Genomic DNA, 23,623 nt, shown 5'->3' with positions numbered 1-23,623 from the left:
CGTGTGAAAGTAGGTCATCGCCAGGCTCTTATTCCCAAAACCCCTCGACAGCGTGTGCTGCGAGGGGTTTTGTCTTTTCCGGCTCGTGGTCGCGAGCGGCCTCGCGGGGCCTGCCAGGCGGCCTCAGAGCCTCCAGGAGCGACGCTGGAAAGCCCCTATAGGGTGAGAACGCAGAAATCTAAACTGCGCTTGTGGGAGTGATCAGGCGGTTCAAGCGCCACGCTGGAACGCCTTCCCTTGTCTGGCCAAGTACAGCATCCGCAACGGAAAGTGCTTGACAGGCAAGGTGAGAAGCCCCATAATCGATAGTTCTCTGCGGAGAGGTGCCCGAGTGGCTAAAGGGGGCAGACTGTAAATCTGTTGGCTTACGCCTACGCTGGTTCGAATCCAGCCCTCTCCACCAGAATGCAAGACAGCAGCCGGCAGTGCCGGTGAAGAAGCAGGAAAGAACCGGGCGGGTGTAGCTCAATGGTAGAGCAGAAGCCTTCCAAGCTTACGACGAGGGTTCGATTCCCTTCACCCGCTCCAGTCGCGCGGTTGCTGTCAGAGTAGTACGTCAAGTTTCGCCCATGTGGCTCAGTGGTAGAGCACTCCCTTGGTAAGGGAGAGGTCGGCAGTTCGATCCTGCCCATGGGCACCAAATACCACGCACTGGCAATATCGCTACCGAGACAGGAGTCGCGAAATGGCAAAGGAAAAGTTCGAGCGGACCAAGCCGCACGTGAACGTTGGTACGATTGGTCACGTTGACCATGGCAAGACCACGCTGACCGCAGCGATTGCCACGGTGCTGGCAGCCAAGTTTGGCGGTGCCGCCAAGAAGTACGACGAAATCGACGCAGCGCCGGAAGAGAAGGCACGCGGTATTACCATCAATACCGCCCACGTCGAGTACGAAACGGCCAACCGCCACTACGCGCACGTTGACTGCCCGGGCCACGCTGACTATGTGAAGAACATGATCACGGGTGCCGCCCAGATGGACGGCGCGATCCTGGTTTGCTCGGCCGCTGACGGCCCGATGCCGCAAACGCGTGAGCACATCCTGCTGGCCCGCCAGGTTGGCGTGCCGTACATCATCGTGTTCCTGAACAAGTGCGACATGGTGGACGACGCTGAACTGCTCGAGCTGGTCGAGATGGAAGTTCGCGAGCTGCTGTCGAAGTACGAGTTCCCCGGCGACGACACCCCGATCATCAAGGGTTCGGCCAAGCTGGCGCTGGAAGGCGACAAGGGCGAGCTGGGCGAAGTGGCCATCATGAACCTGGCCGAAGCGCTGGACACCTACATCCCGACGCCGGAGCGTGCCGTTGACGGTACCTTCCTGATGCCGGTGGAAGACGTGTTCTCGATCTCGGGTCGCGGCACCGTGGTGACCGGCCGTATCGAGCGCGGCGTGGTGAAGGTCGGTGAGGAAATCGAAATCGTCGGTATCAAGCCGACGGTGAAGACCACCTGCACCGGCGTGGAAATGTTCCGCAAGCTGCTGGACCAGGGTCAAGCCGGCGACAACGTTGGCCTGCTGCTGCGCGGCACCAAGCGTGAAGACGTCGAGCGCGGCCAGGTGCTGTGCAAGCCGGGTTCGATCAAGCCGCACACCCACTTCACCGGCGAGGTGTACATCCTGTCGAAGGACGAAGGCGGCCGTCACACCCCGTTCTTCAACAACTACCGCCCGCAGTTCTACTTCCGTACGACCGACGTGACCGGCTCGATCGAGCTGCCGAAGGACAAGGAAATGGTCATGCCGGGTGACAACGTGTCGATCACCGTCAAGCTGATCGCCCCGATCGCCATGGAAGAAGGCCTGCGCTTCGCTATCCGTGAAGGTGGCCGTACCGTCGGCGCCGGCGTCGTGGCAAAGATCCTCGACTAAGTTGTTTGATAGCGAACGCGGCACCAACCGGCCGTGTTCGTTGCCAGAAGGGGTTGGCGCCAGCGCCGGCCCCACAGTTGTTTTAGGGGTATAGCTCAACTGGCAGAGCGTCGGTCTCCAAAACCGAAGGTTGGGGGTTCGATTCCCTCTGCCCCTGCCAAATCAATCAGCCGCGTCGCGAAGAGCAATCGTGACGCGGCTTAGTCTCGTTTGCGAAACATGGCCAATCCCAATGTTGAAACCGTGAACGCCAGCAGCGGCAAGTGGATGCTTGGCGTGGCGGTGCTGCTGGTGGTTGCGGGCGTCATCGGTTTCTATGCACTGGCACAGCAACCGTCTTATGTACGTGGCGCCGCACTGTTCGGTGGTATTGCACTGGGTATCGTAGTTGCGCTGGTGTCGGCACCAGGCAAGGACTTTATCGGGTTCGCCAAGGAATCGTATCGGGAAGTTCGCAAGGTCGTCTGGCCGACGCGCAAGGAAGCCGGACAAATGACGGGGCTGGTCTTCGTCTTTGTCGTCATCATGGCGCTGTTCCTGTGGTCGGCTGACAAGCTCATCGAGTGGGTCGTCTTCTCGCTCGTGCTGGGCTGGAAATAAGAGGTAGCACATGACGGATAACGCTCAGCAGGAAACCACCGCGCCGGAATCGCCTTCGTCGAAGAAGCGCTGGTATGTCGTGCATGCCTATTCCGGCATGGAGAAGAGCGTGCAGCGCGCGCTGCAGGAGCGCATCGAACGCGCCGAGATGCAGGACAAGTTTGGCCGCATCCTGGTGCCTTCCGAAGAAGTCGTGGAAATCAAGGGCGGCCACAAGTCGGTCACCGAGCGTCGTTTCTTCCCCGGCTACGTGCTGGTGGAAATGGAAATGACCGACGAGACCTGGCACCTGGTGAAGAACACCAGCAAGGTCACCGGTTTCGTGGGCGGCGCCCGCAACCGCCCGAGCCCGATTTCGCAGCGCGAAGTCGACAAGATCATGACCCAGATGCAGGAAGGGGTCGAGAAGCCGCGTCCCAAGACGCTGTTCGAGGTGGGCGAAATGGTGCGCGTCAAGGACGGCCCGTTCACCGACTTCAACGGCAACGTGGAAGAAGTGAACTACGAGAAATCGCGCCTGCGCGTCTCGGTCACGATCTTCGGGCGTGCCACGCCGGTCGAGCTCGAGTTCGGCCAGGTCGAGAAGGTTTAAGGAATTTGCCGGCTGCGGCCTGAAAGGGCGGCAACTGGCAACGGCGACGCCCCGGTGGCGGCGCCAAGAGGAGCGTGAGGCCGTGCCGAAGGTGCGGCGACAGCGCGTTACGACTCAACAGGATCGCATCCCGAAAGAGCGATCCGGATTGGAGTAGAGATGGCCAAGAAGATCATTGGCTTTATCAAGCTGCAGATTCCGGCTGGTAAGGCAAATCCCTCCCCGCCCGTTGGTCCCGCACTGGGTCAGCGTGGTCTGAACATCATGGAGTTCTGCAAGGCGTTCAACGCCCAGACCCAGGGTATGGAACCCGGTCTGCCGGTGCCGGTGGTGATTACCGCCTTCGCCGACAAGAGCTTCACCTTCGTGATGAAGTCGCCCCCGGCGACCGTGCTGATCAAGAAGGCAGCAGGCATCACCAAGGGTTCGCCGAAGCCCCACACCGACAAGGTTGGCAAGATCACCCGCGCCCAGGCTGAAGAAATCGCCAAGGCCAAGAACGCTGACCTGACCGCCGCCGACCTGGACGCCGCCGTGCGTACCATCGCCGGTTCGGCTCGTTCGATGGGCATCACCGTGGAGGGTCTGTAAATGGCTAAGGTTTCCAAGCGCGTCGCCGCCAACAAGGCGAAGATCGAGCGTACCAAGTTTTACCCGATCGACGAGGCCCTGGGCCTGGTGAAGGGCTGCGCCTCGGCGAAGTTCGACGAGTCGATCGACGTGGCCGTGCAGCTGGGCATTGACGCCAAGAAGTCGGACCAGGTGGTTCGTGGTTCGGTGGTGCTGCCCGCAGGTACCGGCAAGTCGGTTCGCGTGGCTGTGTTCGCCCAGGGCGAAAAGGCCGAAGCCGCCAAGGCCGCCGGTGCTGACATCGTCGGCATGGAAGACCTGGCCGAGCAAGTCAAGGCCGGCAACCTGAACTTCGACGTCGTGATCGCTTCGCCGGACACGATGCGTATCGTCGGTACGCTGGGCCAGATCCTGGGCCCGCGCGGCCTGATGCCGAACCCGAAGGTCGGTACCGTGACGCCCGACGTGGCCCAGGCCGTGAAGAACGCCAAGGCTGGCCAGGTGCAGTTCCGTGTCGACAAGGCCGGTATCATCCACGCCACCATCGGCCGCCGCTCGTTCGACGACGCAGCGCTGAAGAGCAACCTGTCCGCACTGCTGGAAGCCCTGGTGAAGTCCAAGCCGGCTACGAGCAAGGGCGTGTACCTGCGCAAGATCGCCGTCTCGTCCACCATGGGCGTTGGCGTGCGCGTGGAACAAGCTTCGCTGTCGGCCTGAGCTGACGGCATGGGCTGACCGGACCCGATAGCACCGGTCGGCCGCGAATTGAAGATCCTGGCGTAAGCGGGGATCGGCTCCGGACCTGGTTCTGCCAAGCGGCGGGACAAGGACAGGGAGCAAGGCTTTGGGCAGTGGCGGCAGTCGGACACGTTGTGTTCAGGCAGTCGCCGCTGGTTATCAAAGACCGCTGGTGTCCGCATGACCGCAGTCAGGCATGCGGGCTTAATCGGCCGGGAGGTACAAGCAGGGCCAGGTGCCGTGCATGACCAACCCCGGGCAACCAGCGCAGATGGCGCACCCGAAGGGATTGATGAATCCGGGCCTGTCCCGGGTGATTCGGGCCAATCGGACGCCGTTCGTTTGTGCTGACGTGAAGACTCCGGTATTGCCGGAGGGCTAGCGTCATTTTGGAGCTTAACCGTGCCACTCAATATTGAAGATAAGAAGGCCGTCGTTGCTGAGGTTTCGGCGCAAGTCGCCAAGGCCCAGACCATCGTCGTGGCCGAATATCGCGGCATTACGGTTGGCGATCTGACCAAGCTGCGTTCCACCGCTCGTCAGCAAGGCGTGTACCTGCGTGTTCTGAAGAACACGCTGGCCCGCCGTGCCGTCGAAGGTACGCCGTTTGCAAGCCTCGCAGAGCAGATGACCGGTCCGCTGATCTACGGTATTTCCGAAGATGCAGTGTCGTCGGCCAAGGTTCTGAACGACTTCGCCAAGACCAACGACAAGCTGGTCCTGCGCGCCGGGTCGTATGACGGCAAGGTTCTCGACGCTGCCGCCGTGAAGGCGCTGGCCTCGATCCCGAGCCGCGACGAACTGATTGCTCAGCTGCTGGGCGTGATGCAGGCACCGGTGTCGGGCTTCGCCCGTCTGCTGGCTGCACTGGCTGCCAAGAACGCCGAAGGCGCTCCCGCGGAAGCGGAAGCCGCTGGCGCCTAAGGCAATCCAGGCCTCGCATCGAAAGATCGCATTACCGATACCGAATCAAATCTAGTAGGAGTATTTCAAATGGCAATCACCAAAGACGACATCCTGGAAGCCGTTGGCGCGATGTCCGTGATGGAACTGAACGACCTGGTCAAGGCGTTCGAAGAGAAGTTTGGCGTGTCGGCTGCTGCCATGGCTGTGGCTGCTGCCCCGGGCGCCGGCGGTGCCGCCGCTGCTGAAGAGCAGACCGAGTTCAACGTGATCCTGGCCGAAGTCGGCGCCAACAAGGTCGGCGTGATTAAGGCTGTTCGCGAAATCACCGGCCTGGGCCTGAAGGAAGCCAAGGACCTGGTTGATGGCGCACCGAAGCCCGTCAAGGAAGGCGTGGACAAGGCTGCTGCTGCCGAAGCCAAGAAGAAGCTGGAAGACGCTGGCGCGAAGGTCGACGTCAAGTAAGGCATTGCTCGCGTGCCCTTTCGGCACGCGGATGGGGCTGGCAAAGGGAAATTCCCGGCGCCAGCCTTTTTGCGCTTGTGCGAAAGTGTTTTGAGAAGCACTCTTCGCGACAGAAAGTGATGTTTGCGAGTCTCGATGCCCTTGGGCATGCCGGAGTCTCAGCAGAGGCCAAACATCAGTGGCACACTAAGTGGTTGCTGCTGATGTTTGTCTTCTGAACCGACTGCAGAAGACAAGTTTGGTCGGGTGTCCCCCGGGCGAGTACAGGCGTTGCGCTTGATGCGACGACCACACCGCCCGCAGCGTGCGGACACTGTCAGCCAGAGGTTGGTAGCGGCCAACCGCCAAATCCCCTCCCAGTCGCTGAACACCTCAGGTCCGGCCAGGTCCAGCCAGCCCTGCGATGATTCGGAGATCCCATGGCGTACAGCTTCACCGAAAAGAAGCGCATTCGCAAAAGCTTTGCGAAGCGCGCGACGGTACATCAGGTTCCATTCCTGCTTGCCACCCAGATTGAATCCTACACTCAGTTCTTGCAAGCGGAAACGCCGACCGCGCGTCGCAAGACCGAAGGCCTCCAGGCCGCTTTCAACGCAATCTTCCCGATCTCCTCGCATAACGGGCTTGCCCGTATGGAGTTCGTCTCGTATCACCTGTCCAACCCGCCGTTCGACGTCAAGGAGTGCCAGCAGCGTGGCCTGACGTTCCACTCGGCCCTGCGCGCCAAGGTTCGCCTGATCATCAACGATCGCGAGAACCCGGGCAAGGTCAAGGAAGTGAAGGAGCAGGAAGTCTACATGGGTGAGATCCCCCTGATGACTTCCACCGGTTCGTTCGTCATCAACGGCACCGAGCGTGTCATCGTCTCGCAGCTGCACCGCTCGCCGGGCGTGTTCTTCGAGCACGACAAGGGCAAGACCCACAGCTCGGGCAAGCTGCTGTTCTCGGCACGTATCATTCCCTACCGCGGTTCGTGGCTGGACTTCGAATTCGATCCGAAGGACATCCTGTACTTCCGCGTCGACCGCCGCCGCAAGATGCCGGTGACGATCCTGCTGAAGTCGATCGGCCTGACCCCGGAACAGATCCTCGCGCACTTCTTCGTGTTCGACAACTTCACGCTGCAGGCCGAAGGCGCGCAGCTGGAGTTCGTGCCCGAGCGCCTGCGCGGTGAAGTCGCGCGCTTCGACATCGCCGACAAGAACGGCCGCGTGGTGGTCGAGAAGGACAAGCGGATCAACGCCAAGCACATCCGCGACCTGGATTCGGCCGGCACCAAGCTGATCAGCGTGCCGGAAGACTACCTGCTGGGCCGCGTGCTGGCCAAGAACATCATCGACCCGGATACCGGCGAGGTGATTGCCAACGCCAACGACGAGCTGACCGAAACGCTGCTGGAAAACCTGCGCGAAGCCGGCGTCAAGCAGATCCAGACCCTGTACACCAACGACCTGGATCAGGGCCCGTACATGTCGCAGACCCTGCGCGTGGACGAGACCGCCGACCAGACCGCTGCGCGGATCGCGATCTACCGCATGATGCGCCCGGGCGAGCCGCCGACCGAAGAAGCGGTGGAAGCGCTGTTCCAGCGCCTGTTCTACAGCGAAGAGTCGTACGACCTGTCGCGCGTTGGCCGCATGAAGGTCAACAGCCGTCTGGGCCGCCCGACCGGCGAAGGCGCCATGGTGCTGCAGGACGAGGACATCCTCGAGACCATCAAGATCCTGGTCAACCTGCGCAACGGCAAGGGCGAGGTCGATGACATCGATCACCTGGGCAACCGTCGCGTGCGTTGCGTCGGCGAACTGGCCGAAAACCAGTTCCGCGCCGGCCTGTCGCGCGTGGAGCGTGCCGTCAAGGAACGTCTGGGCCAGGCCGAGACCGAGAACCTGATGCCGCACGACCTGATCAACTCGAAGCCGATCTCGTCGGCGATCCGCGAGTTCTTCGGTTCGTCGCAGCTGTCGCAGTTCATGGACCAGACCAACCCGCTGTCCGAGATCACGCACAAGCGCCGTGTCTCCGCACTGGGCCCGGGCGGCCTGACGCGCGAGCGCGCCGGCTTTGAAGTCCGTGACGTGCACCCGACCCACTATGGCCGCGTGTGCCCGATCGAAACGCCGGAAGGTCCGAACATTGGTCTGATCAACTCGCTGGCACTGTATGCCCGCCTGAACGAATACGGCTTCCTGGAAACGCCGTACCGCAAGGTGGTCGACAGCAAGCTGACCGACCAGGTCGACTACCTGTCCGCGATCGAGGAAGGCAAGTACGTGGTGGCGCAGGCCAACGCGACCGTTGACGCCGACGGCAACCTGACCGACGAACTGGTGTCGGCGCGTGAAGGCTCCGAGCGTGAAACCCGCATGGTCACGCCGGACCGCGTGCAGTACATCGACGTGGCGCCGTCGCAGATCGTGTCGGCCGCTGCCTCGCTGGTGCCGTTCCTGGAACACGATGACGCGAACCGTGCACTGATGGGCGCCAACATGCAGCGCCAGGCCGTGCCTTGCCTGCGTCCGGACAAGCCGCTGGTCGGCACCGGCATCGAGCGCACCGTTGCGGTCGACTCGGGTACGGCCGTGCAGGCGATGCGTGGCGGCGTGGTCGACTACGTCGACGCGATGCGTATCGTGATCCGCGTGAACGACGACGAAGCCGTGGCCGGTGAAGTCGGCGTGGACATCTACAACCTGATCAAGTACACGCGCTCGAACCAGAACACCAACATCAACCAGCGTCCGATGGTCAAGGTTGGCGATATCGTTGCCCGCAACGATGTGATCGCCGACGGCGCCTCGACCGACCTGGGCGAACTGGCCCTGGGCCAGAACATGCTGGTGGCGTTCATGCCGTGGAACGGCTACAACTTCGAGGATTCGATCCTGATCTCGGAGCGTGTGGTGGCCGAAGACCGCTATACCTCGATCCACATCGAGGAACTGTCGGTCGTTGCCCGCGACACCAAGCTGGGACCGGAAGAAATCACGCGCGATATCTCGAACCTGGCCGAAGCCCAGCTGGCTCGCCTGGACGAGTCGGGCATCACCTACATCGGCGCTGAAGTCGAAGCCGGCGACGTGCTGGTTGGCAAGGTCACACCAAAGGGCGAGACCCAGCTGACCCCGGAAGAGAAGCTGCTGCGCGCGATCTTCGGCGAGAAGGCTTCGGACGTGAAGGACACCTCGCTGCGCGTGCCGTCGGGCATGAGCGGCATCGTGATCGACGTCCAGGTCTTCACCCGCGAAGGCGTGACCCGCGACAAGCGTGCCCAGTCGATCATCGACGACGAACTGAAGCGCTACCGCCTGGACCTGAACGACCAGCTGCGTATCGTGGAAGGCGACGCGTTCCAGCGTCTGGAGCGCCTGCTCATCGACAAGACCGTCAATGGCGGTCCGAAGAAGCTGGCCAAGGGTGCCAAGATCACCAAGGAATACCTGGCGGATATCGACAGGTACCACTGGTTCGACATCCGTCCGGCCGACGAAGAACTGGCTGCCCAGCTGGAAGCCGTCAAGGAAGCCATCGAGCAGAAGCGCCACGAGTTCGACCTGGCCTTCGAAGAGAAGCGCAAGAAGCTCACGCAGGGCGACGAACTGCCGCCGGGCGTGATCAAGATGGTCAAGGTGTACCTGGCCGTCAAGCGCCGCCTGCAGCCTGGCGACAAGATGGCCGGCCGTCACGGCAACAAGGGTGTCGTGTCCAAGATCACCCCGATCGAAGACATGCCCTACATGGCCGACGGTACGCCTGCCGACATCGTGCTGAATCCGCTGGGCGTGCCTTCGCGGATGAACGTGGGTCAGATTCTCGAGACCCACCTGGGCTGGGCCGCGCGCGGCCTGGGCGAGCGCATCGGCAACATGCTGAAGGCGCAAGCCAAGGCAGCCGAAGTGCGCAAGCTGCTCACGCAGATCTACAACGAGAGCGGCAAGGTCGAAGACCTCGACAGCCTGTCGGATTCGGAAGTCCTGGAGCTGGCCGAGAACCTGAAGAAGGGCGTGCCGTTCGCGACGCCGGTGTTCGATGGTGCGCATGAGGACGAAATCCGCCGCATGCTGGACCTCGCCTATCCGGAAGAGATCGCGAAGGAGAAGGGCCTGACCGCTTCCAAGCAGCAGGTCACGCTGTTCGACGGCCGCACCGGCGAAGCGTTCGAGCGTCCGGTCACGCTGGGTGTGATGCACATGCTGAAGCTGCACCACCTGGTCGACGACAAGATGCACGCGCGTTCCACCGGCCCGTACTCGCTGGTGACGCAGCAGCCGCTGGGTGGTAAAGCCCAGTTCGGTGGCCAGCGTTTCGGTGAGATGGAAGTTTGGGCACTGGAAGCCTACGGCGCGTCGTACGTGCTGCAGGAAATGCTGACGGTCAAGTCCGATGACGTGAACGGCCGTACCAAGGTGTACGAGAACATCGTCAAGGGCGAGCACTCGATCGATGCCGGCATGCCGGAATCGTTCAACGTGCTGGTGAAGGAAATCCGCTCGCTGGGTATCGACATCGACCTCGATCGCTACTGATCGGGCAGGTGAGGGGAGCCGGTTGCGGCCGGCTCCCTGTCGACACTACAGGCGAAGGATTTCCCACAGGATGAATGCCATCGACCCGGACAGACTCCGGGGCGATGGCGAAACAAGGAGTTGCAATGAAAGCATTGCTCGATCTCTTTAAGCAGGTACAGCAGGAAGAGCAGTTCGACGCGATCAAGATCGGCCTGGCCTCGCCCGAGAAGATCCGTTCGTGGTCGTACGGCGAAGTGAAGAAGCCGGAAACGATCAACTACCGTACCTTCAAGCCGGAACGCGACGGCCTGTTCTGCGCCAAGATCTTTGGCCCGATCAAGGACTACGAGTGCCTGTGCGGCAAGTACAAGCGCCTGAAGCACCGTGGCGTGATCTGCGAGAAGTGCGGCGTTGAAGTGACGCTGGCCAAGGTGCGCCGCGAGCGCATGGGCCACATCGAACTGGCCGCGCCGACCGCGCACATCTGGTTCCTGAAGTCGCTGCCGTCGCGCCTGGGCATGGTCCTGGACATGACGCTGCGCGACATCGAGCGCGTGCTGTACTTTGAAGCATTCGTGGTGATCGAACCCGGCATGACCCCGCTCAAGAAGAGCCAGATCATGTCCGAAGACGACTACCTGGCGAAGTGCGACGAGTACGGCGAGGGCGAGTTCGTCGCCATGATGGGTGCCGAGGGTATCCGTGAACTGCTGCGCGGCATCGACATCGAGAAGCAGATCGAACAGATCCGCGCCGAGCTGCAGGCCACCGGCTCCGAAGCCAAGATCAAGAAGTTCGCCAAGCGCCTGAAGGTGCTCGAGGCCTTCCAGCGTTCGGGCATCAAGCCCGAGTGGATGATCCTCGAAGTGCTGCCGGTGCTGCCGCCCGAGCTGCGTCCGCTGGTGCCGCTGGACGGCGGCCGCTTCGCGACCTCGGACCTGAACGACCTGTATCGCCGCGTCATCAACCGTAACAACCGCCTCAAGCGCCTGCTGGAGCTGAAGGCGCCTGAGATCATCGTGCGCAACGAAAAGCGCATGCTGCAGGAAGCGGTTGACTCGCTGCTGGACAACGGCCGTCGCGGCAAGGCGATGACCGGCGCCAACAAGCGTCCGCTGAAGTCCCTGGCCGAAATGATCAAGGGCAAGGGCGGCCGTTTCCGTCAGAACCTGCTGGGCAAGCGCGTCGACTACTCGGGCCGTTCGGTCATCGTGGTGGGCCCGACGCTCAAGCTGCACCAGTGCGGCCTGCCCAAGCTGATGGCGCTCGAGCTGTTCAAGCCGTTCATCTTCCACAAGCTGGAAACGATGGGCATCGCCACCACCATCAAGGCGGCGAAGAAGGAAGTGGAAAGCCAGACCCCGGTGGTGTGGGACATCCTCGAAGAGGTGATCCGCGAGCACCCGGTGATGCTGAACCGTGCGCCGACGCTGCACCGCCTGGGTATCCAGGCGTTCGAGCCGGTGCTGATCGAAGGCAAGGCCATCCAGCTGCACCCGCTGGTCTGCGCGGCGTTCAACGCCGACTTCGACGGTGACCAGATGGCTGTCCACGTGCCGCTGTCGCTGGAAGCGCAGATGGAAGCCCGCACCCTGATGCTGGCGTCCAACAACGTGCTGTTCCCGGCCAACGGCGATCCGTCGATCGTGCCGTCGCAAGACGTGGTGCTGGGTCTGTACTACACGACCCGCGACAAGATCAACGGCCGCGGCGAGGGCATGACCTTCGCCGATATCAGCGAAGTGATTCGCGCCTACGAGAACAAGGAAGTCGAGCTGGCTTCCCGCGTGAACGTGCGTATCACCGAGTATGAGCTGGTCGACAAGGACGCCGAGGGCGACGCCCGTTTCGCACCCAAGATCACGCTGCAGGCCACCACGGTCGGCCGCGCGATCCTGTCCGAGATCCTGCCCAAGGGCCTGCCGTTCTCGGTGCTGAACAAGCCGCTCAAGAAGAAGGAAATCTCGCGCCTGATCAACACCGCGTTCCGCAAGTGCGGCCTGCGCGAGACCGTGATCTTCGCCGACAAGCTGCTGCAGTCGGGCTTCCGCCTGGCAACCCGCGCCGGTATCTCGATCGCGATCGACGACATGCTGGTGCCGCCCGCCAAGGAAAAGATCATCGCCGAGGCCTCGGCCAAGGTGAAGGAATACGACAAGCAGTACATGTCGGGTCTGGTGACCGACCAGGAACGCTACAACAACGTCGTGGACATCTGGGGCGCCGCCGGCGACCAGGTGGGCAAGGCGATGATGGAGCAGCTCCAGCACGAAGACGTGGTCGACCGCGAAGGCAAGACCGTGAAGCAAGAGTCGTTCAACTCCATCTACATGATGGCCGACTCGGGCGCACGGGGTTCCGCCGCGCAGATCCGCCAGCTGGCTGGTATGCGTGGCCTGATGGCCAAGCCGGATGGCTCGATCATTGAAACGCCGATTACGGCGAACTTCCGTGAAGGCCTGAACGTTCTGCAGTACTTCATCTCGACCCACGGTGCCCGTAAGGGTCTGGCGGATACGGCACTGAAGACCGCGAACTCGGGTTACCTGACCCGTCGTCTGGTCGACGTGACCCAGGATCTGGTCGTGGTGGAAGACGATTGCGGTACCTCCAACGGCGTGGCCATGAAGGCCCTGGTCGAAGGCGGTGAAGTGATCGAAGCCCTGCGCGACCGTATCCTCGGCCGTGTGACCGTGGCCGACGTGGTGAACCCGGAAACCCAGGAAACCGCGATCGAATCCGGCACGCTGCTGGACGAAGATCTGGTCGAGCTGATCGACAACATCGGCGTGGACGAAGTCAAGGTCCGCACCCCGCTGTCGTGCGACACGCGCTACGGCCTGTGCGGCAAGTGCTATGGCCGCGATCTGGGCCGCGGCGTGCTGGTGAACTCCGGCGAAGCGGTGGGCGTGATTGCCGCCCAGTCGATCGGTGAGCCGGGCACGCAGCTGACCATGCGTACGTTCCACATCGGTGGTGCGGCATCGCGTGCGGCAGTGGCATCGAGCGTGGAAGCCAAGGCAACCGGTACCGTGCGTTTCACGGCGACCATGCGTTACGTCACCAATGCGAAGGGCGAACTGATCGTCATCTCGCGTTCGGGCGAAGCGCTGATCACCGACGACCACGGCCGTGAGCGCGAGCGCCACAAGATCCCGTACGGCGCCACGCTGCTGGTGCAGGACGGCCAGGCCATCAAGGCTGGCACGCAGCTGGCCACGTGGGACGCGCTGACTCGCCCGATCGTTTCGGAATACACCGGTACGACCAAGTTCGAGAACGTCGAAGAAGGCGTGACCGTCGCCAAGCAGATGGACGAAGTGACGGGCCTGTCGACCCTGGTGGTGATCGACGCCAAGCGCCGCACGGCTGCAACCAAGGGCATCCGCCCGCAGGTGAAGCTGCTCGACGCGAATGGCCAGGAAGTGAAGATCCCGGGCACGGATCACTCCGTGACCATCGGCTTCCAGGTCGGCGCGCTGATTACCGTGAAGGACGGCCAGCAAGTGCACGTGGGTGAAGTGCTCGCGCGTATCCCGACCGAATCGCAGAAGACCCGCGACATTACCGGTGGTCTGCCGCGTGTGGCCGAGCTGTTCGAAGCGCGTTCGCCGAAGGATGCCGCCGTGCTGGCGGAAGTCACCGGCACGACCTCGTTCGGCAAGGACACCAAGGGCAAGCAGCGCCTGGTCATTACCGACCTGGACGGCAATGCCCACGAGTTCCTGATCGCGAAGGAAAAGCAGGTGCTGGTGCACGACGGCCAGGTGGTTAACAAGGGCGAAATGATCGTGGAAGGTCCGGCGGACCCGCACGACATCCTGCGCCTGAAGGGCATTGAAGAGCTGGCGCATTACATCGTGGACGAAGTGCAGGACGTGTACCGTCTGCAGGGCGTGAAGATCAACGACAAGCACATCGAGGTGATCGTTCGCCAGATGCTGCGTCGTGTGCAGATCGCCGACGTGGGCGACACCAAGTTCATCCCGGGTGAACAGGTGGAGCGCTCGGAACTGCTCGACGAGAACGACCGCGTGATCGCCGAAGGCAAGCGTCCGGCGACCTACGAGAACCTGCTGCTGGGTATTACCAAGGCGTCGCTGTCGACCGACAGCTTCATCTCGGCGGCATCGTTCCAGGAAACCACGCGCGTGCTGACCGAAGCCGCGATCATGGGCAAGACCGACGACCTGCGTGGTCTGAAGGAAAACGTGATCGTGGGTCGTCTGATCCCGGCCGGTACCGGCCTGGCCTACCACCGTGCCCGCAAGGCGCGCGAGGCCTCCGAGCGCGAACGCGCCCAGGCGATCGCCGAAGAAGAGCAGTCGCTCTTCATCGAGCCGGCGCCGGTGGTGCAGGCGACGACCGAAGGCGAAGGCGACAACGTCTGATCGCAGTAAGCTGTTTGCCGCCGCAAGGCGGCCCGAAAGCCCGGCTGATCCAGCCGGGCTTTTTTTCTTTCCGCCCGCAGCCGGCCCTGTCGTGAGAATGTTCGGACTGTTAGCCCGGCGGGCACGGAAGCGGCCCCCTTAGTGGTATGGTTACGGCTTTTCCGGCTTCAGCAATTCCGTTGTCTATGTCGCACGCGCTGGCGATCCTCAAAGATGTGTTCGGCTACCACGCCTTCCGTGGGCGCCAGGCCGAGATCATCGACCACGTTGCGACGGGCGGCGACTGCCTGGTGCTGATGCCGACCGGCGGCGGCAAGTCGCTGTGCTACCAGATCCCGGCGCTGCTGCGCCAGCGTGCCGGCGACGGCGTCGGCATCGTGGTGTCGCCGCTGATCGCGCTGATGCAGGACCAGGTCGCGGCGCTGACTGAAGCGGGCGTACGCGCCGCAGTGCTCAATTCGACGCTGACCGGGTCCGAGGCCTCGGCGGTCGAGCGCGACCTGCTGGCCGGACGCATAGAGATCCTTTACGTGGCGCCGGAACGGTTGATGACGCCACGCTTCCAGGACTTGCTCGAGCGCATTCGGGTCGGGCTCTTTGCCATCGACGAAGCGCACTGCGTGTCGCAGTGGGGCCACGACTTCCGCCCCGAGTACATCCAGTTGTCGGTGCTGCACGAGCGCTTCCCGTACGTGCCGCGCATCGCGCTGACGGCAACGGCCGACGCACTCACGCGCAACGAGATCATCGAGCGCCTGGCGCTGGACAACGCCCGCGTCTTCATCTCCAGCTTCGACCGGCCCAATATCCGCTACCGCATCGTCGAGAAGGACAATGCGCGCCAGCAGCTGCTGGCCTTCATCAAGGCCGAGCACACTGCGGCCGACGGCAACCATGACAGCGGCATCGTCTATTGCCTGTCGCGCAAGAAGGTGGAGGACACGGCGCAGTGGCTGAGCGGACAGGGCATCAATGCGCTGGGCTACCACGCCGGCATGGATGCCCAGGTGCGCCAGCACCACCAGGCCCGCTTCCGCGAGGAAGAAGGACTGGTGATGGTGGCGACGATCGCCTTCGGCATGGGTATCGACAAGCCCGACGTGCGCTTTGTCGCCCACCTGGACCTGCCCAAGAGCATGGAAGGCTACTACCAGGAAACCGGGCGCGCCGGCCGCGACGGCCTGCCGGCCAATGCCTGGATGGCCTACGGCCTGGGCGACGTGGTGCAGCAGAAGCGCATGATCGACGAGTCCGAGGCGGACGAGGCCTTCAAGCGCGTGTCGTCGTCCAAGCTCGATGCGCTGCTGGGCCTGTGCGAGACCGCGGGCTGCCGGCGCGTGCGCATCCTGGCGTATTTCAACGAGGCCAGTGAACCCTGCGGCAACTGCGATACCTGCCTGGAGCCGCCGGCCACCTGGGACGGCACGCGCGAGGCGCAGATGGCGCTGTCCTGCGTGTACCGCACCGCGCAGGCGAGCCGGGTTCACTTCGGCGCCACCCACCTGATCGACGTGCTGCGCGGCAACAGCTCGGAGAAGATCCGCCAGTGGGGGCACGACAAGGTGTCCACCTTCGGCATCGGCAAGGACCGCTCGGTGCATGAATGGCATACGGTGTTCCGCCAGCTGATTGCCCAGGGTCTGCTGACCATCGACCATGGCGGCCATGGCGCGCTGCTGCTGGGCGAGGACGCGCGCGTGGTGCTCAAGGGCGAGCGCCAGATCATCCTGCGCCGCCAGGCCACCAAGCCGGGCAAGTCCGGCGAGCGTGCCGTGCGCGGCACCCGCACCGACCACACCGCCGACATGGACGCAGACATGCTGGCCAACTGGGAGGCGCTGCGCCGCTGGCGCACCGAGGCCGCGCGCGAGCACGGCGTGCCGGCCTATGTCATCTTCCACGACGCAACGCTGGCGGAGCTGGCCCGGACTGCGCCGGGCTCCCTGTCGGCGATGCAGGGCATTCCCGGGATCGGTGCCTCCAAGCTGGAGCGCTACGGACAGTCCATCCTGGAAGCGCTCCGCGGGGTCTGACCGAGGGCAGCGTCAGCGCGTCCCGGGTCGGGTATACAGCTTGACGGTATACGATTCCCCTGCTAGGATGCCAGATTCGAGTTTTTGGCTTTGGATTTCGCTCGCCCCGTCGGAGAAGTGGCCTTTAGGCCGCTGCCGGCAAGCCTTCCGGACTGGGTTTCCATGGACCGGTGGCGGCAGACGCGGGATCCGGGTGCCGGCTCGCGCTCTTTGGCATGCTGTTACCGCACAGTCCCGTCTCCAGAGCGCGTCCGCTCATCTCTCCCGCCCAAAACCCGTAGTTGCCTCTCCATTTCGGTGCATGCCGGTGCGAGGGGCGTTTTTCGTCAAACCAAGCTGGATTGAACAATGCCAACTATCAACCAACTGGTTCGCAAGCCGCGCGTCTCTGAAGTCGTCAAGAGCAAGAGCCCGGCGCTTGAGAACTGCCCCCAGCGCCGTGGCGTGTGCACCCGCGTGTACACCACGACGCCGAAGAAGCCGAACTCGGCACTGCGTAAGGTTGCCAAGGTGCGCCTGACCAACGGTTTCGAAGTCATTTCGTACATCGGCGGTGAAGGCCACAACCTGCAGGAACACTCGGTCGTGCTGATCCGCGGCGGCCGTGTGAAGGATCTGCCGGGTGTGCGTTACCACATCGTCCGTGGTTCGCTGGATCTGCAAGGCGTGAAGGACCGCAAGCAGGCCCGTTCGAAGTACGGCGCGAAGCGTCCGAAGGCGGCCTAAGCTTAGGGTGCCTGGGTCTGCGAGACCCGAAGCAGCAAACAAACGATAGCCTGTGGCGCGAGTCATGGTGCTGTCACCAGGCGGCGGTACAACGGAGCGCCTTTTTTTGGCAACCGTGCCGTCGAGTAAGTGGTCACCCGGCGAATTTGCTGTCTATTGCATGCAAGCTAGTTGGTGGCCGGAGAGCGGGAACAACTGACCGCGCTCTCAACTGAATCTAAAGGAAAGAAGATGCCACGTCGTCGTGAAGTCCCCAAGCGGGATGTTCTGCCTGATCCGAAGTTCGGCAACGTTGAAGTTGCCAAGTTCATGAACGTGCTGATGCTGGACGGCAAGAAGTCGGTTGCCGAACGTATCGTCTATGGCGCGTTTGACCAGATCGAAAAGAAGGCAGGCAAGGCCCCCATCGAAGTGTTCTCCGTTGCCATCAACAACGTGAAGCCGGTGGTGGAAGTGAAGAGCCGTCGCGTGGGCGGCGCCAACTATCAGGTTCCGGTCGAAGTCCGTCCGTCGCGTCGTCTGGCATTGGCGATGCGTTGGCTGCGCGAGGCCGCGAAGAAACGCAGCGAGAAGTCGATGGCGCTGCGCCTGGCAGGTGAGCTGCTGGAAGCATCGGAAGGCCGTGGCGGCGCAATGAAGAAGCGTGACGAAGTGCACCGCATGGCCGAAGCCAACAAGGCGTTCTCGCATTTCCGCTTCTAAGCGCGCGATAGCGTTTGTTGGTTGCCGGGCGGGCTGTGTTTTTACACATCTCGCCCGTTTGTGTTAGGGGCGCGGGCCATGAGATGCCGGCGCCTCACGGACGAATAGAGGATTAAAGTGGCTCGTAAGACTCCCATTGAGCGCTACCGCAATATCGGTATCTCGGCTCACATTGACGCGGGTAAAACCACCACGACCGAGCGCATCCTGTTCTACACCGGTGTGAACCACAAGATCGGTGAAGTGCATGATGGCGCGGCCACCATGGACTGGATGGAGCAGGAGCAGGAGCGCGGCATCACCATCACGTCTGCTGCGACCACCGCCTTCTGGAAGGGCATGGCCGGCAACTACCCCGAGCATCGCTTCAACATCATCGACACCCCGGGCCACGTGGACTTCACCATCGAGGTGGAGCGTTCCATGCGCGTGCTGGACGGCGCGTGCATGGTGTACTGCGCAGTGGGTGGCGTGCAGCCGCAGTCGGAAACCGTCTGGCGTCAGGCCAACAAGTACCGCGTGCCGCGTCTGGCATTCGTCAACAAGATGGACCGTACCGGCGCGAACTTCTTCAAGGTCTACGACCAGCTGAAGACCCGCCTGAAGGCCAACCCGGTGCCCGTCGTGGTGCCGATCGGCGCTGAAGACGGCTTCCAAGGCGTCGTCGATCTGCTGGAAATGAAGGCGATCATTTGGGACGAAGCCAGCCAGGGCGTGAAGTTCGAATACCAGGACATCCCGGCCGAGCTGCAAGCCACCGCTGACGAATGGCGCGAGAAGATGGTCGAGTCCGCCGCCGAAGCCAGCGAAGAGCTGATGGAAAAGTACCTGGGCGGCGAAGAGCTGACCCGCGCCGAGATCGTCAAGGCGCTGCGTGACCGTACCATCGCCTGCGAAATCCAGCCGATGCTGTGCGGCACCGCGTTCAAGAACAAGGGCGTGCAGCGTATGCTCGACGCCGTGATCGACTTCCTGCCGTCGCCGGTCGACATTCCGCCGGTTACGGGCACGGACGAGGACGACAGCGAGAAGAAGCTCGAGCGCAAGGCTGACGACAACGAAAAGTTCTCGGCACTGGCGTTCAAGATCATGACCGACCCGTTCGTTGGTCAGCTGATCTTCTTCCGCGTCTACTCGGGCAAGATCAATTCGGGCGACACCGTGTACAACCCGGTCAAGAGCAAGAAGGAACGCCTCGGCCGTATTCTGCAGATGCATGCCAACCAGCGCGAAGAAATCAAGGAAGTGCTGGCCGGCGACATCGCCGCTGCAGTGGGTCTGAAGGACGCCACCACGGGCGACACGCTGTGCGATCCGGCTGCACCGATCGTGCTCGAGCGCATGGTGTTCCCGGAGCCGGTGATCTCGCAGGCCGTCGAGCCGAAGACCAAGGCTGACCAGGAAAAGATGGGCATCGCCCTGAACCGCCTGGCCGCTGAAGATCCGTCGTTCCGCGTGCGTACCGATGAAGAATCGGGCCAGACCATCATTTCGGGCATGGGCGAGCTCCACCTCGAAATTCTGGTCGACCGCATGAAGCGCGAATTCGGCGTGGAAGCCAACATCGGCGCGCCGCAGGTGGCCTACCGCGAAACCATTCGCAAGACGGCCGAAGGCGTTGAAGGCAAGTTCGTCAAGCAGTCGGGCGGCCGTGGCCAGTACGGTCACGCCGTGATCACGCTGGAACCGCAAGAGCCGGGCAAGGGCTTCGAGTTCATCGACGCCATCAAGGGCGGTGTGATTCCTCGCGAATACATCCCGGCGGTCGAAAAGGGTATCGTCGACACGCTGCCGAACGGCATCCTGGCTGGCTTCCCGGTGGTGGACGTGAAGGTCACGCTGACGTTCGGTTCGTACCACGACGTGGACTCGAACGAAAACGCGTTCCGCATGGCCGGCTCGATGGCTTTCAAGGAAGCCATGCGCAAGGCCAGCCCGGTTCTGCTCGAGCCGATGATGGCCGTGGAAGTGGAAACGCCGGAAGACTACACGGGTACCGTGATGGGCGACCTGTCGTCCCGCCGCGGCATCGTGCAGGGCATGGACGACATGGTGGGCGGCGGCAAGATCATCAAGGCCGAAGTCCCGCTGTCGGAAATGTTCGGTTATTCCACGTCGCTGCGCTCGGCCACGCAAGGCCGCGCCACGTACACCATGGAATTCAAGCACTACGCTGAAGCACCGAAGAACATCGCCGAAGCCGTGATGTCGGCCAAGGGCAAGTAATTGGAAGTTTGCCGCCGCGCCTGCCGGTGCGGCGGCGCGATGAAACAACAAGACTGCATTCCTATCAGGAGTTAAGAAATGGCAAAGGAAAAGTTCGAGCGGACCAAGCCGCACGTGAACGTTGGTACGATTGGTCACGTTGACCATGGCAAGACCACGCTGACCGCAGCGATTGCCACGGTGCTGGCAGCCAAGTTTGGCGGTGCCGCCAAGAAGTACGACGAAATCGACGCAGCGCCGGAAGAGAAGGCACGCGGTATTACCATCAATACCGCCCACGTCGAGTACGAAACGGCCAACCGCCACTACGCGCACGTTGACTGCCCGGGCCACGCTGACTATGTGAAGAACATGATCACGGGTGCCGCCCAGATGGACGGCGCGATCCTGGTTTGCTCGGCCGCTGACGGCCCGATGCCGCAAACGCGTGAGCACATCCTGCTGGCCCGCCAGGTTGGCGTGCCGTACATCATCGTGTTCCTGAACAAGTGCGACATGGTGGACGACGCTGAACTGCTCGAGCTGGTCGAGATGGAAGTTCGCGAGCTGCTGTCGAAGTACGAGTTCCCCGGCGACGACACCCCGATCATCAAGGGTTCGGCCAAGCTGGCGCTGGAAGGCGACAAGGGCGAGCTGGGCGAAGTGGCCATCATGAACCTGGCCGAAGCGCTGGACACCTACATCCCGACGCCGGAGCGTGCCGTTGACGGTACCTTCCTGATGCCGGTGGAAGACGTGTTCTCGATCTCGGGTCGCGGCACCGTGGTGACCGGCCGTATCGAGCGCGGCGTGGTGAAGGTCGGTGAGGAAATCGAAATCGTCGGTATCAAGCCGACGGTGAAGACCACCTGCACCGGCGTGGAAATGTTCCGCAAGCTGCTGGACCAGGGTCAAGCCGGCGACAACGTTGGCCTGCTGCTGCGCGGCACCAAGCGTGAAGACGTCGAGCGCGGCCAGGTGCTGTGCAAGCCGGGTTCGATCAAGCCGCACACCCACTTCACCGGCGAGGTGTACATCCTGTCGAAGGACGAAGGCGGCCGTCACACCCCGTTCTTCAACAACTACCGCCCGCAGTTCTACTTCCGTACGACCGACGTGACCGGCTCGATCGAGCTGCCGAAGGACAAGGAAATGGTCATGCCGGGTGACAACGTGTCGATCACCGTCAAGCTGATCGCCCCGATCGCCATGGAAGAAGGCCTGCGCTTCGCTATCCGTGAAGGTGGCCGTACCGTCGGCGCCGGCGTCGTGGCAAAGATCCTCGACTAAGCACTTCCTGGGACATGCCTGTCGGGCATGTCCCCATTCAACGGGCACGTTGCCCAATCGCTCTTTTAAGGAAATATCATGCAGAACCAGAAGATCCGTATCCGCCTGAAGGCTTTCGACTACCGCCTGATCGACCAGTCGGCCGCCGAAATCGTGGATACCGCCAAGCGTACCGGCGCAATCGTCAAGGGCCCGGTGCCCCTGCCGACCCGCATCCAGCGCTTCGACATCCTGCGTTCGCCGCACGTCAACAAGACCAGCCGCGATCAGTTCGAGATCCGCACGCACCAGCGCCTGATGGACATCGTCGACCCGACCGACAAGACGGTTGACGCGCTGATGAAGCTCGACCTGCCGGCAGGCGTGGACGTCGAGATCAAGGTGTAATCATGCTTCGGGCCGCGCCCGCGGCCTGCTGCAGCAAAACGGCGAACCGTATGGTTCGCCGTTTTTGTTTTCAAGGCTTGCATACAGCAGCCTTGCTCCCCGGACTGCTCCCCTGCCGCGCGAGCGAGGGCGACGATCGACCCGCTTGGCGCCGGCATCACGCGCTGCGAAGTGATACATAAACGCTGATTGATTGAATCATGTGCTTCCCCCCGCAACGGCTTTACCTCGTTCCAGGCGTATCGGCAAAGCCGCAAACATAAGCGTGGCGCCCCCCAGAGGAGACAATCATGTTTGAAAGGACTCACCGGACCCGTGCGTCCGCGCCAATGCGGCCGCGCTCGGGCAATGCCATCGGCCTTGCCGTGGCGCTGGCCATCGGACTCACGCGACTGGGTCGAGAAATCGGCCGCCCCTGAGCAGTTGCTGATCTCGAAAAGGGACACGCAGCAGAGCGTGGTGCGCACCATGCACGATGTGCGTGTACCCGAAATTCCCGAAGTACTCGGGGTCGGGGGATGCCAGTCTTGCTGCCAGCTACAGTTGCGCGATGAGCTGAGCGATCGCGGCGGCCTCGCCCGAAGCGGCAGCACTGAATTCACACACGCCTAGCCCGCTCCGCGCCGCCGCAAGGTCTGCGCGGGGCACTCTCCGAACGCGCGCCGGTACTCCGCGCTGAACCGTCCCAGATGGGCAAAGCCCCAGCGCAGCGCCGCCGCGCTTACTGACGGCACCGAAGCGTCGTTCAGCAGGTCGTGCCGCACGCGCTCCAGCCGTACCGTGCGCAGGTAGGCCATCGGCCCGGTGCCGCGATGCTCGCGGAAACCGGCGAACAGGCTGCGTACGCTGACGCCGGCGACCTCGGCCAGCACGGCGGGCGTCAGCTCCGCCGCGGCGTTTGCGTGGATATATTCCTCCACCACTTTCACATGGCGCGGCGCCAGCGGCTTGCCGTGCTCGCGCAATGCGTCCGACAGGTTGTGCGGCTGCGACGTCAGCAGCGTGCCGATCACCAGCTGTTCCAGCTGGCACGCGGTCAGCGGATGGCACGCGGTCTCGGGCGCGGTCTCCAGCATCGCGGCGAGATAGCGCATCAGCTCGTACCACGCGCCGGTGCGCCAGTCCATGCCGAGCGCAAAGCGCAGCGGCCGCTCGGGCCGGCGGCCCAGATGGGCGGCGCAGATGCGTTCCAGCGCACTGCGTTCGATGCGCACGATCAGCTGGTCGTTGTCGGCGCTCCAGCGCATGGCCAGCGCATCGCTGGGCGTCAGCACCGAAGCGCAGTCAGGCGTGGACACGATGTGCTGGTCGCCGCAGCGGATCTCGGCCTGTCCTTGCAGCGGCATCTGCACCAGCAGGAAGTCGCCGAGCGGGCCGGGGTCGATGGTGACGTCGGCGCCGTAGGCGAGGCGGTTGAACGAGACCGCGCCAAGCGGCGCATGATGCATGCGTGCCTGCAAGCGGGTGCCGCGTATCTCGAGCCGGTGCGGCTTGAACACGCGCCCGACAGCGGCGCGCGTCTCGGCCAGGTCGGTCGAGGCGAACACGCACCGGGCGGGATCGGCGAGCAGGGCGCTCGCCAGCGGTCCGGCGGCGGGGGGCAGCTGCATTGTCTCGCTCCTCTGGCGGGGGCCGCG

18 protein-coding genes and 4 tRNA genes are annotated in these 23,623 nt (G+C 63.0%); 20 read left to right on the top strand and 2 right to left on the bottom strand.

Annotated elements, in window-relative coordinates; all coding sequences use genetic code 11:
- Positions 1-317: 317 nt before the first annotated feature.
- From AC3WVS_RS22865 to rplL, 11 genes are all read left to right on the top strand, one after another.
- A tRNA-Tyr gene (locus AC3WVS_RS22865) sits at positions 318-403 on the top strand.
- A 51-nt stretch (positions 404-454) separates the two neighbouring features.
- Positions 455-528, top strand: a tRNA-Gly gene (locus tag AC3WVS_RS22860).
- A 37-nt stretch (positions 529-565) separates the two neighbouring features.
- A tRNA-Thr gene (locus AC3WVS_RS22855) sits at positions 566-640 on the top strand.
- A gap of 45 nt (positions 641-685) precedes the next feature.
- Positions 686-1,876: an elongation factor Tu gene (tuf, locus tag AC3WVS_RS22850; protein WP_492320443.1), complete on the top strand. Its 1,191-nt coding sequence runs from the start codon at positions 686-688 to the stop codon at positions 1,874-1,876.
- 84 nt (positions 1,877-1,960) lie between these two features.
- Positions 1,961-2,036, top strand: a tRNA-Trp gene (locus AC3WVS_RS22845).
- 59 nt (positions 2,037-2,095) lie between these two features.
- Complete coding sequence (gene secE / locus AC3WVS_RS22840) at positions 2,096-2,476, top strand: preprotein translocase subunit SecE (RefSeq protein WP_010810469.1); 381 nt, start codon at positions 2,096-2,098, stop codon at positions 2,474-2,476.
- Positions 2,477-2,486: 10 nt separating this feature from the next.
- Entirely contained in the window at positions 2,487-3,068 is a 582-nt protein-coding gene (nusG, locus tag AC3WVS_RS22835; protein WP_010810468.1) for a transcription termination/antitermination protein NusG, read from the top strand.
- A gap of 159 nt (positions 3,069-3,227) precedes the next feature.
- The gene (gene rplK, locus AC3WVS_RS22830; protein ID WP_010810467.1) at positions 3,228-3,659 is read left to right on the top strand and encodes a 50S ribosomal protein L11; all 432 of its coding nucleotides are present in this window, start codon (positions 3,228-3,230) and stop codon (positions 3,657-3,659) included.
- Positions 3,660-4,355, top strand: coding sequence for a 50S ribosomal protein L1 (rplA, locus tag AC3WVS_RS22825; protein ID WP_010810466.1), 696 nt, complete (start codon positions 3,660-3,662; stop codon positions 4,353-4,355). It abuts the gene before it with no gap.
- Positions 4,356-4,778: 423 nt separating this feature from the next.
- Positions 4,779-5,300: a 50S ribosomal protein L10 gene (gene rplJ / locus AC3WVS_RS22820; RefSeq protein ID WP_010810465.1), complete on the top strand. Its 522-nt coding sequence runs from the start codon at positions 4,779-4,781 to the stop codon at positions 5,298-5,300.
- A gap of 69 nt (positions 5,301-5,369) precedes the next feature.
- Positions 5,370-5,744 carry a 50S ribosomal protein L7/L12 gene (gene rplL, locus AC3WVS_RS22815; protein ID WP_010810464.1) on the top strand — a complete coding sequence of 125 codons (375 nt, stop codon included), beginning with the start codon at positions 5,370-5,372 and terminating at the stop codon, positions 5,742-5,744.
- Positions 5,745-5,902: 158 nt separating this feature from the next.
- Here rplL and AC3WVS_RS22810 read toward each other — a convergent pair whose 3' ends face one another.
- Positions 5,903-6,283 carry a hypothetical protein gene (locus AC3WVS_RS22810; protein ID WP_162166395.1) on the bottom strand — a complete coding sequence of 127 codons (381 nt, stop codon included), beginning with the start codon at positions 6,281-6,283 and terminating at the stop codon, positions 5,903-5,905.
- Here AC3WVS_RS22810 and rpoB point away from each other — a divergent pair.
- The 9 genes from rpoB (at position 6,164) to AC3WVS_RS22765 (ending at position 22,405) form a co-directional block, all read left to right on the top strand.
- A complete protein-coding gene (rpoB, locus tag AC3WVS_RS22805) occupies positions 6,164-10,270 on the top strand; it encodes a DNA-directed RNA polymerase subunit beta (protein ID WP_492320446.1) in 4,107 nt (1,368 codons plus the stop codon). The genes AC3WVS_RS22810 and rpoB overlap by 120 nt on opposite strands.
- Before the next feature lie 125 nt (positions 10,271-10,395).
- Positions 10,396-14,643: a DNA-directed RNA polymerase subunit beta' gene (rpoC, locus tag AC3WVS_RS22800; protein WP_492320445.1), complete on the top strand. Its 4,248-nt coding sequence runs from the start codon at positions 10,396-10,398 to the stop codon at positions 14,641-14,643.
- 185 nt (positions 14,644-14,828) lie between these two features.
- On the top strand, positions 14,829-16,676 hold the full coding sequence (gene recQ, locus AC3WVS_RS22795; RefSeq protein WP_492320450.1) for a DNA helicase RecQ: 1,848 nt from the start codon (positions 14,829-14,831) through the stop codon (positions 16,674-16,676).
- A 348-nt stretch (positions 16,677-17,024) separates the two neighbouring features.
- Complete coding sequence (gene rpsL, locus AC3WVS_RS22790) at positions 17,025-17,402, top strand: 30S ribosomal protein S12 (protein ID WP_010810460.1); 378 nt, start codon at positions 17,025-17,027, stop codon at positions 17,400-17,402.
- 231 nt (positions 17,403-17,633) lie between these two features.
- The gene (gene rpsG / locus AC3WVS_RS22785) at positions 17,634-18,104 is read left to right on the top strand and encodes a 30S ribosomal protein S7 (protein ID WP_010810459.1); all 471 of its coding nucleotides are present in this window, start codon (positions 17,634-17,636) and stop codon (positions 18,102-18,104) included.
- A gap of 117 nt (positions 18,105-18,221) precedes the next feature.
- A complete protein-coding gene (gene fusA, locus AC3WVS_RS22780; protein ID WP_492320444.1) occupies positions 18,222-20,330 on the top strand; it encodes an elongation factor G in 2,109 nt (702 codons plus the stop codon).
- 78 nt (positions 20,331-20,408) lie between these two features.
- Positions 20,409-21,599 (top strand): elongation factor Tu, encoded by a 1,191-nt coding sequence (gene tuf, locus AC3WVS_RS22775; RefSeq protein WP_492320443.1) that lies wholly within the window; start codon positions 20,409-20,411, stop codon positions 21,597-21,599.
- Between the two features lie 78 nt (positions 21,600-21,677).
- Entirely contained in the window at positions 21,678-21,986 is a 309-nt protein-coding gene (gene rpsJ / locus AC3WVS_RS22770) for a 30S ribosomal protein S10 (RefSeq protein ID WP_006160488.1), read from the top strand.
- A gap of 290 nt (positions 21,987-22,276) precedes the next feature.
- Complete coding sequence (locus AC3WVS_RS22765; RefSeq protein ID WP_492320442.1) at positions 22,277-22,405, top strand: hypothetical protein; 129 nt, start codon at positions 22,277-22,279, stop codon at positions 22,403-22,405.
- Between the two features lie 189 nt (positions 22,406-22,594).
- On the opposite strand, the gene AC3WVS_RS22760 is transcribed toward AC3WVS_RS22765, so the two are convergent.
- Positions 22,595-23,596, bottom strand: coding sequence for an AraC family transcriptional regulator (locus AC3WVS_RS22760; protein WP_492320441.1), 1,002 nt, complete (start codon positions 23,594-23,596; stop codon positions 22,595-22,597).
- Positions 23,597-23,623 lie beyond the last annotated feature (27 nt).

Source organism: Cupriavidus sp. CPT47-8839-RL05A (assembly GCF_058792255.1).
The sequence above is the reverse complement of the archived record's forward strand: the minus strand, read 5'-3'. Positions and strand labels throughout refer to the sequence as shown.

Coding starts and splice junctions, on each gene's coding strand:
- tuf (WP_492320443.1), top strand. CDS start 686: ATGGCAAAGGAAAAGTTCGAGCGGACCAAGCCGCACGTGAACGTTGGT.
- secE (WP_010810469.1), top strand. CDS start 2,096: ATGGCCAATCCCAATGTTGAAACCGTGAACGCCAGCAGCGGCAAGTGG.
- nusG (WP_010810468.1), top strand. CDS start 2,487: ATGACGGATAACGCTCAGCAGGAAACCACCGCGCCGGAATCGCCTTCG.
- rplK (WP_010810467.1), top strand. CDS start 3,228: ATGGCCAAGAAGATCATTGGCTTTATCAAGCTGCAGATTCCGGCTGGT.
- rplA (WP_010810466.1), top strand. CDS start 3,660: ATGGCTAAGGTTTCCAAGCGCGTCGCCGCCAACAAGGCGAAGATCGAG.
- rplL (WP_010810464.1), top strand. CDS start 5,370: ATGGCAATCACCAAAGACGACATCCTGGAAGCCGTTGGCGCGATGTCC.
- rpoB (WP_492320446.1), top strand. CDS start 6,164: ATGGCGTACAGCTTCACCGAAAAGAAGCGCATTCGCAAAAGCTTTGCG.
- rpoC (WP_492320445.1), top strand. CDS start 10,396: ATGAAAGCATTGCTCGATCTCTTTAAGCAGGTACAGCAGGAAGAGCAG.
- recQ (WP_492320450.1), top strand. CDS start 14,829: ATGTCGCACGCGCTGGCGATCCTCAAAGATGTGTTCGGCTACCACGCC.
- rpsL (WP_010810460.1), top strand. CDS start 17,025: ATGCCAACTATCAACCAACTGGTTCGCAAGCCGCGCGTCTCTGAAGTC.
- rpsG (WP_010810459.1), top strand. CDS start 17,634: ATGCCACGTCGTCGTGAAGTCCCCAAGCGGGATGTTCTGCCTGATCCG.
- tuf (WP_492320443.1), top strand. CDS start 20,409: ATGGCAAAGGAAAAGTTCGAGCGGACCAAGCCGCACGTGAACGTTGGT.
- rpsJ (WP_006160488.1), top strand. CDS start 21,678: ATGCAGAACCAGAAGATCCGTATCCGCCTGAAGGCTTTCGACTACCGC.
- AC3WVS_RS22765 (WP_492320442.1), top strand. CDS start 22,277: ATGTTTGAAAGGACTCACCGGACCCGTGCGTCCGCGCCAATGCGGCCG.
- AC3WVS_RS22760 (WP_492320441.1), bottom strand. CDS start 23,596: ATGCAGCTGCCCCCCGCCGCCGGACCGCTGGCGAGCGCCCTGCTCGCC.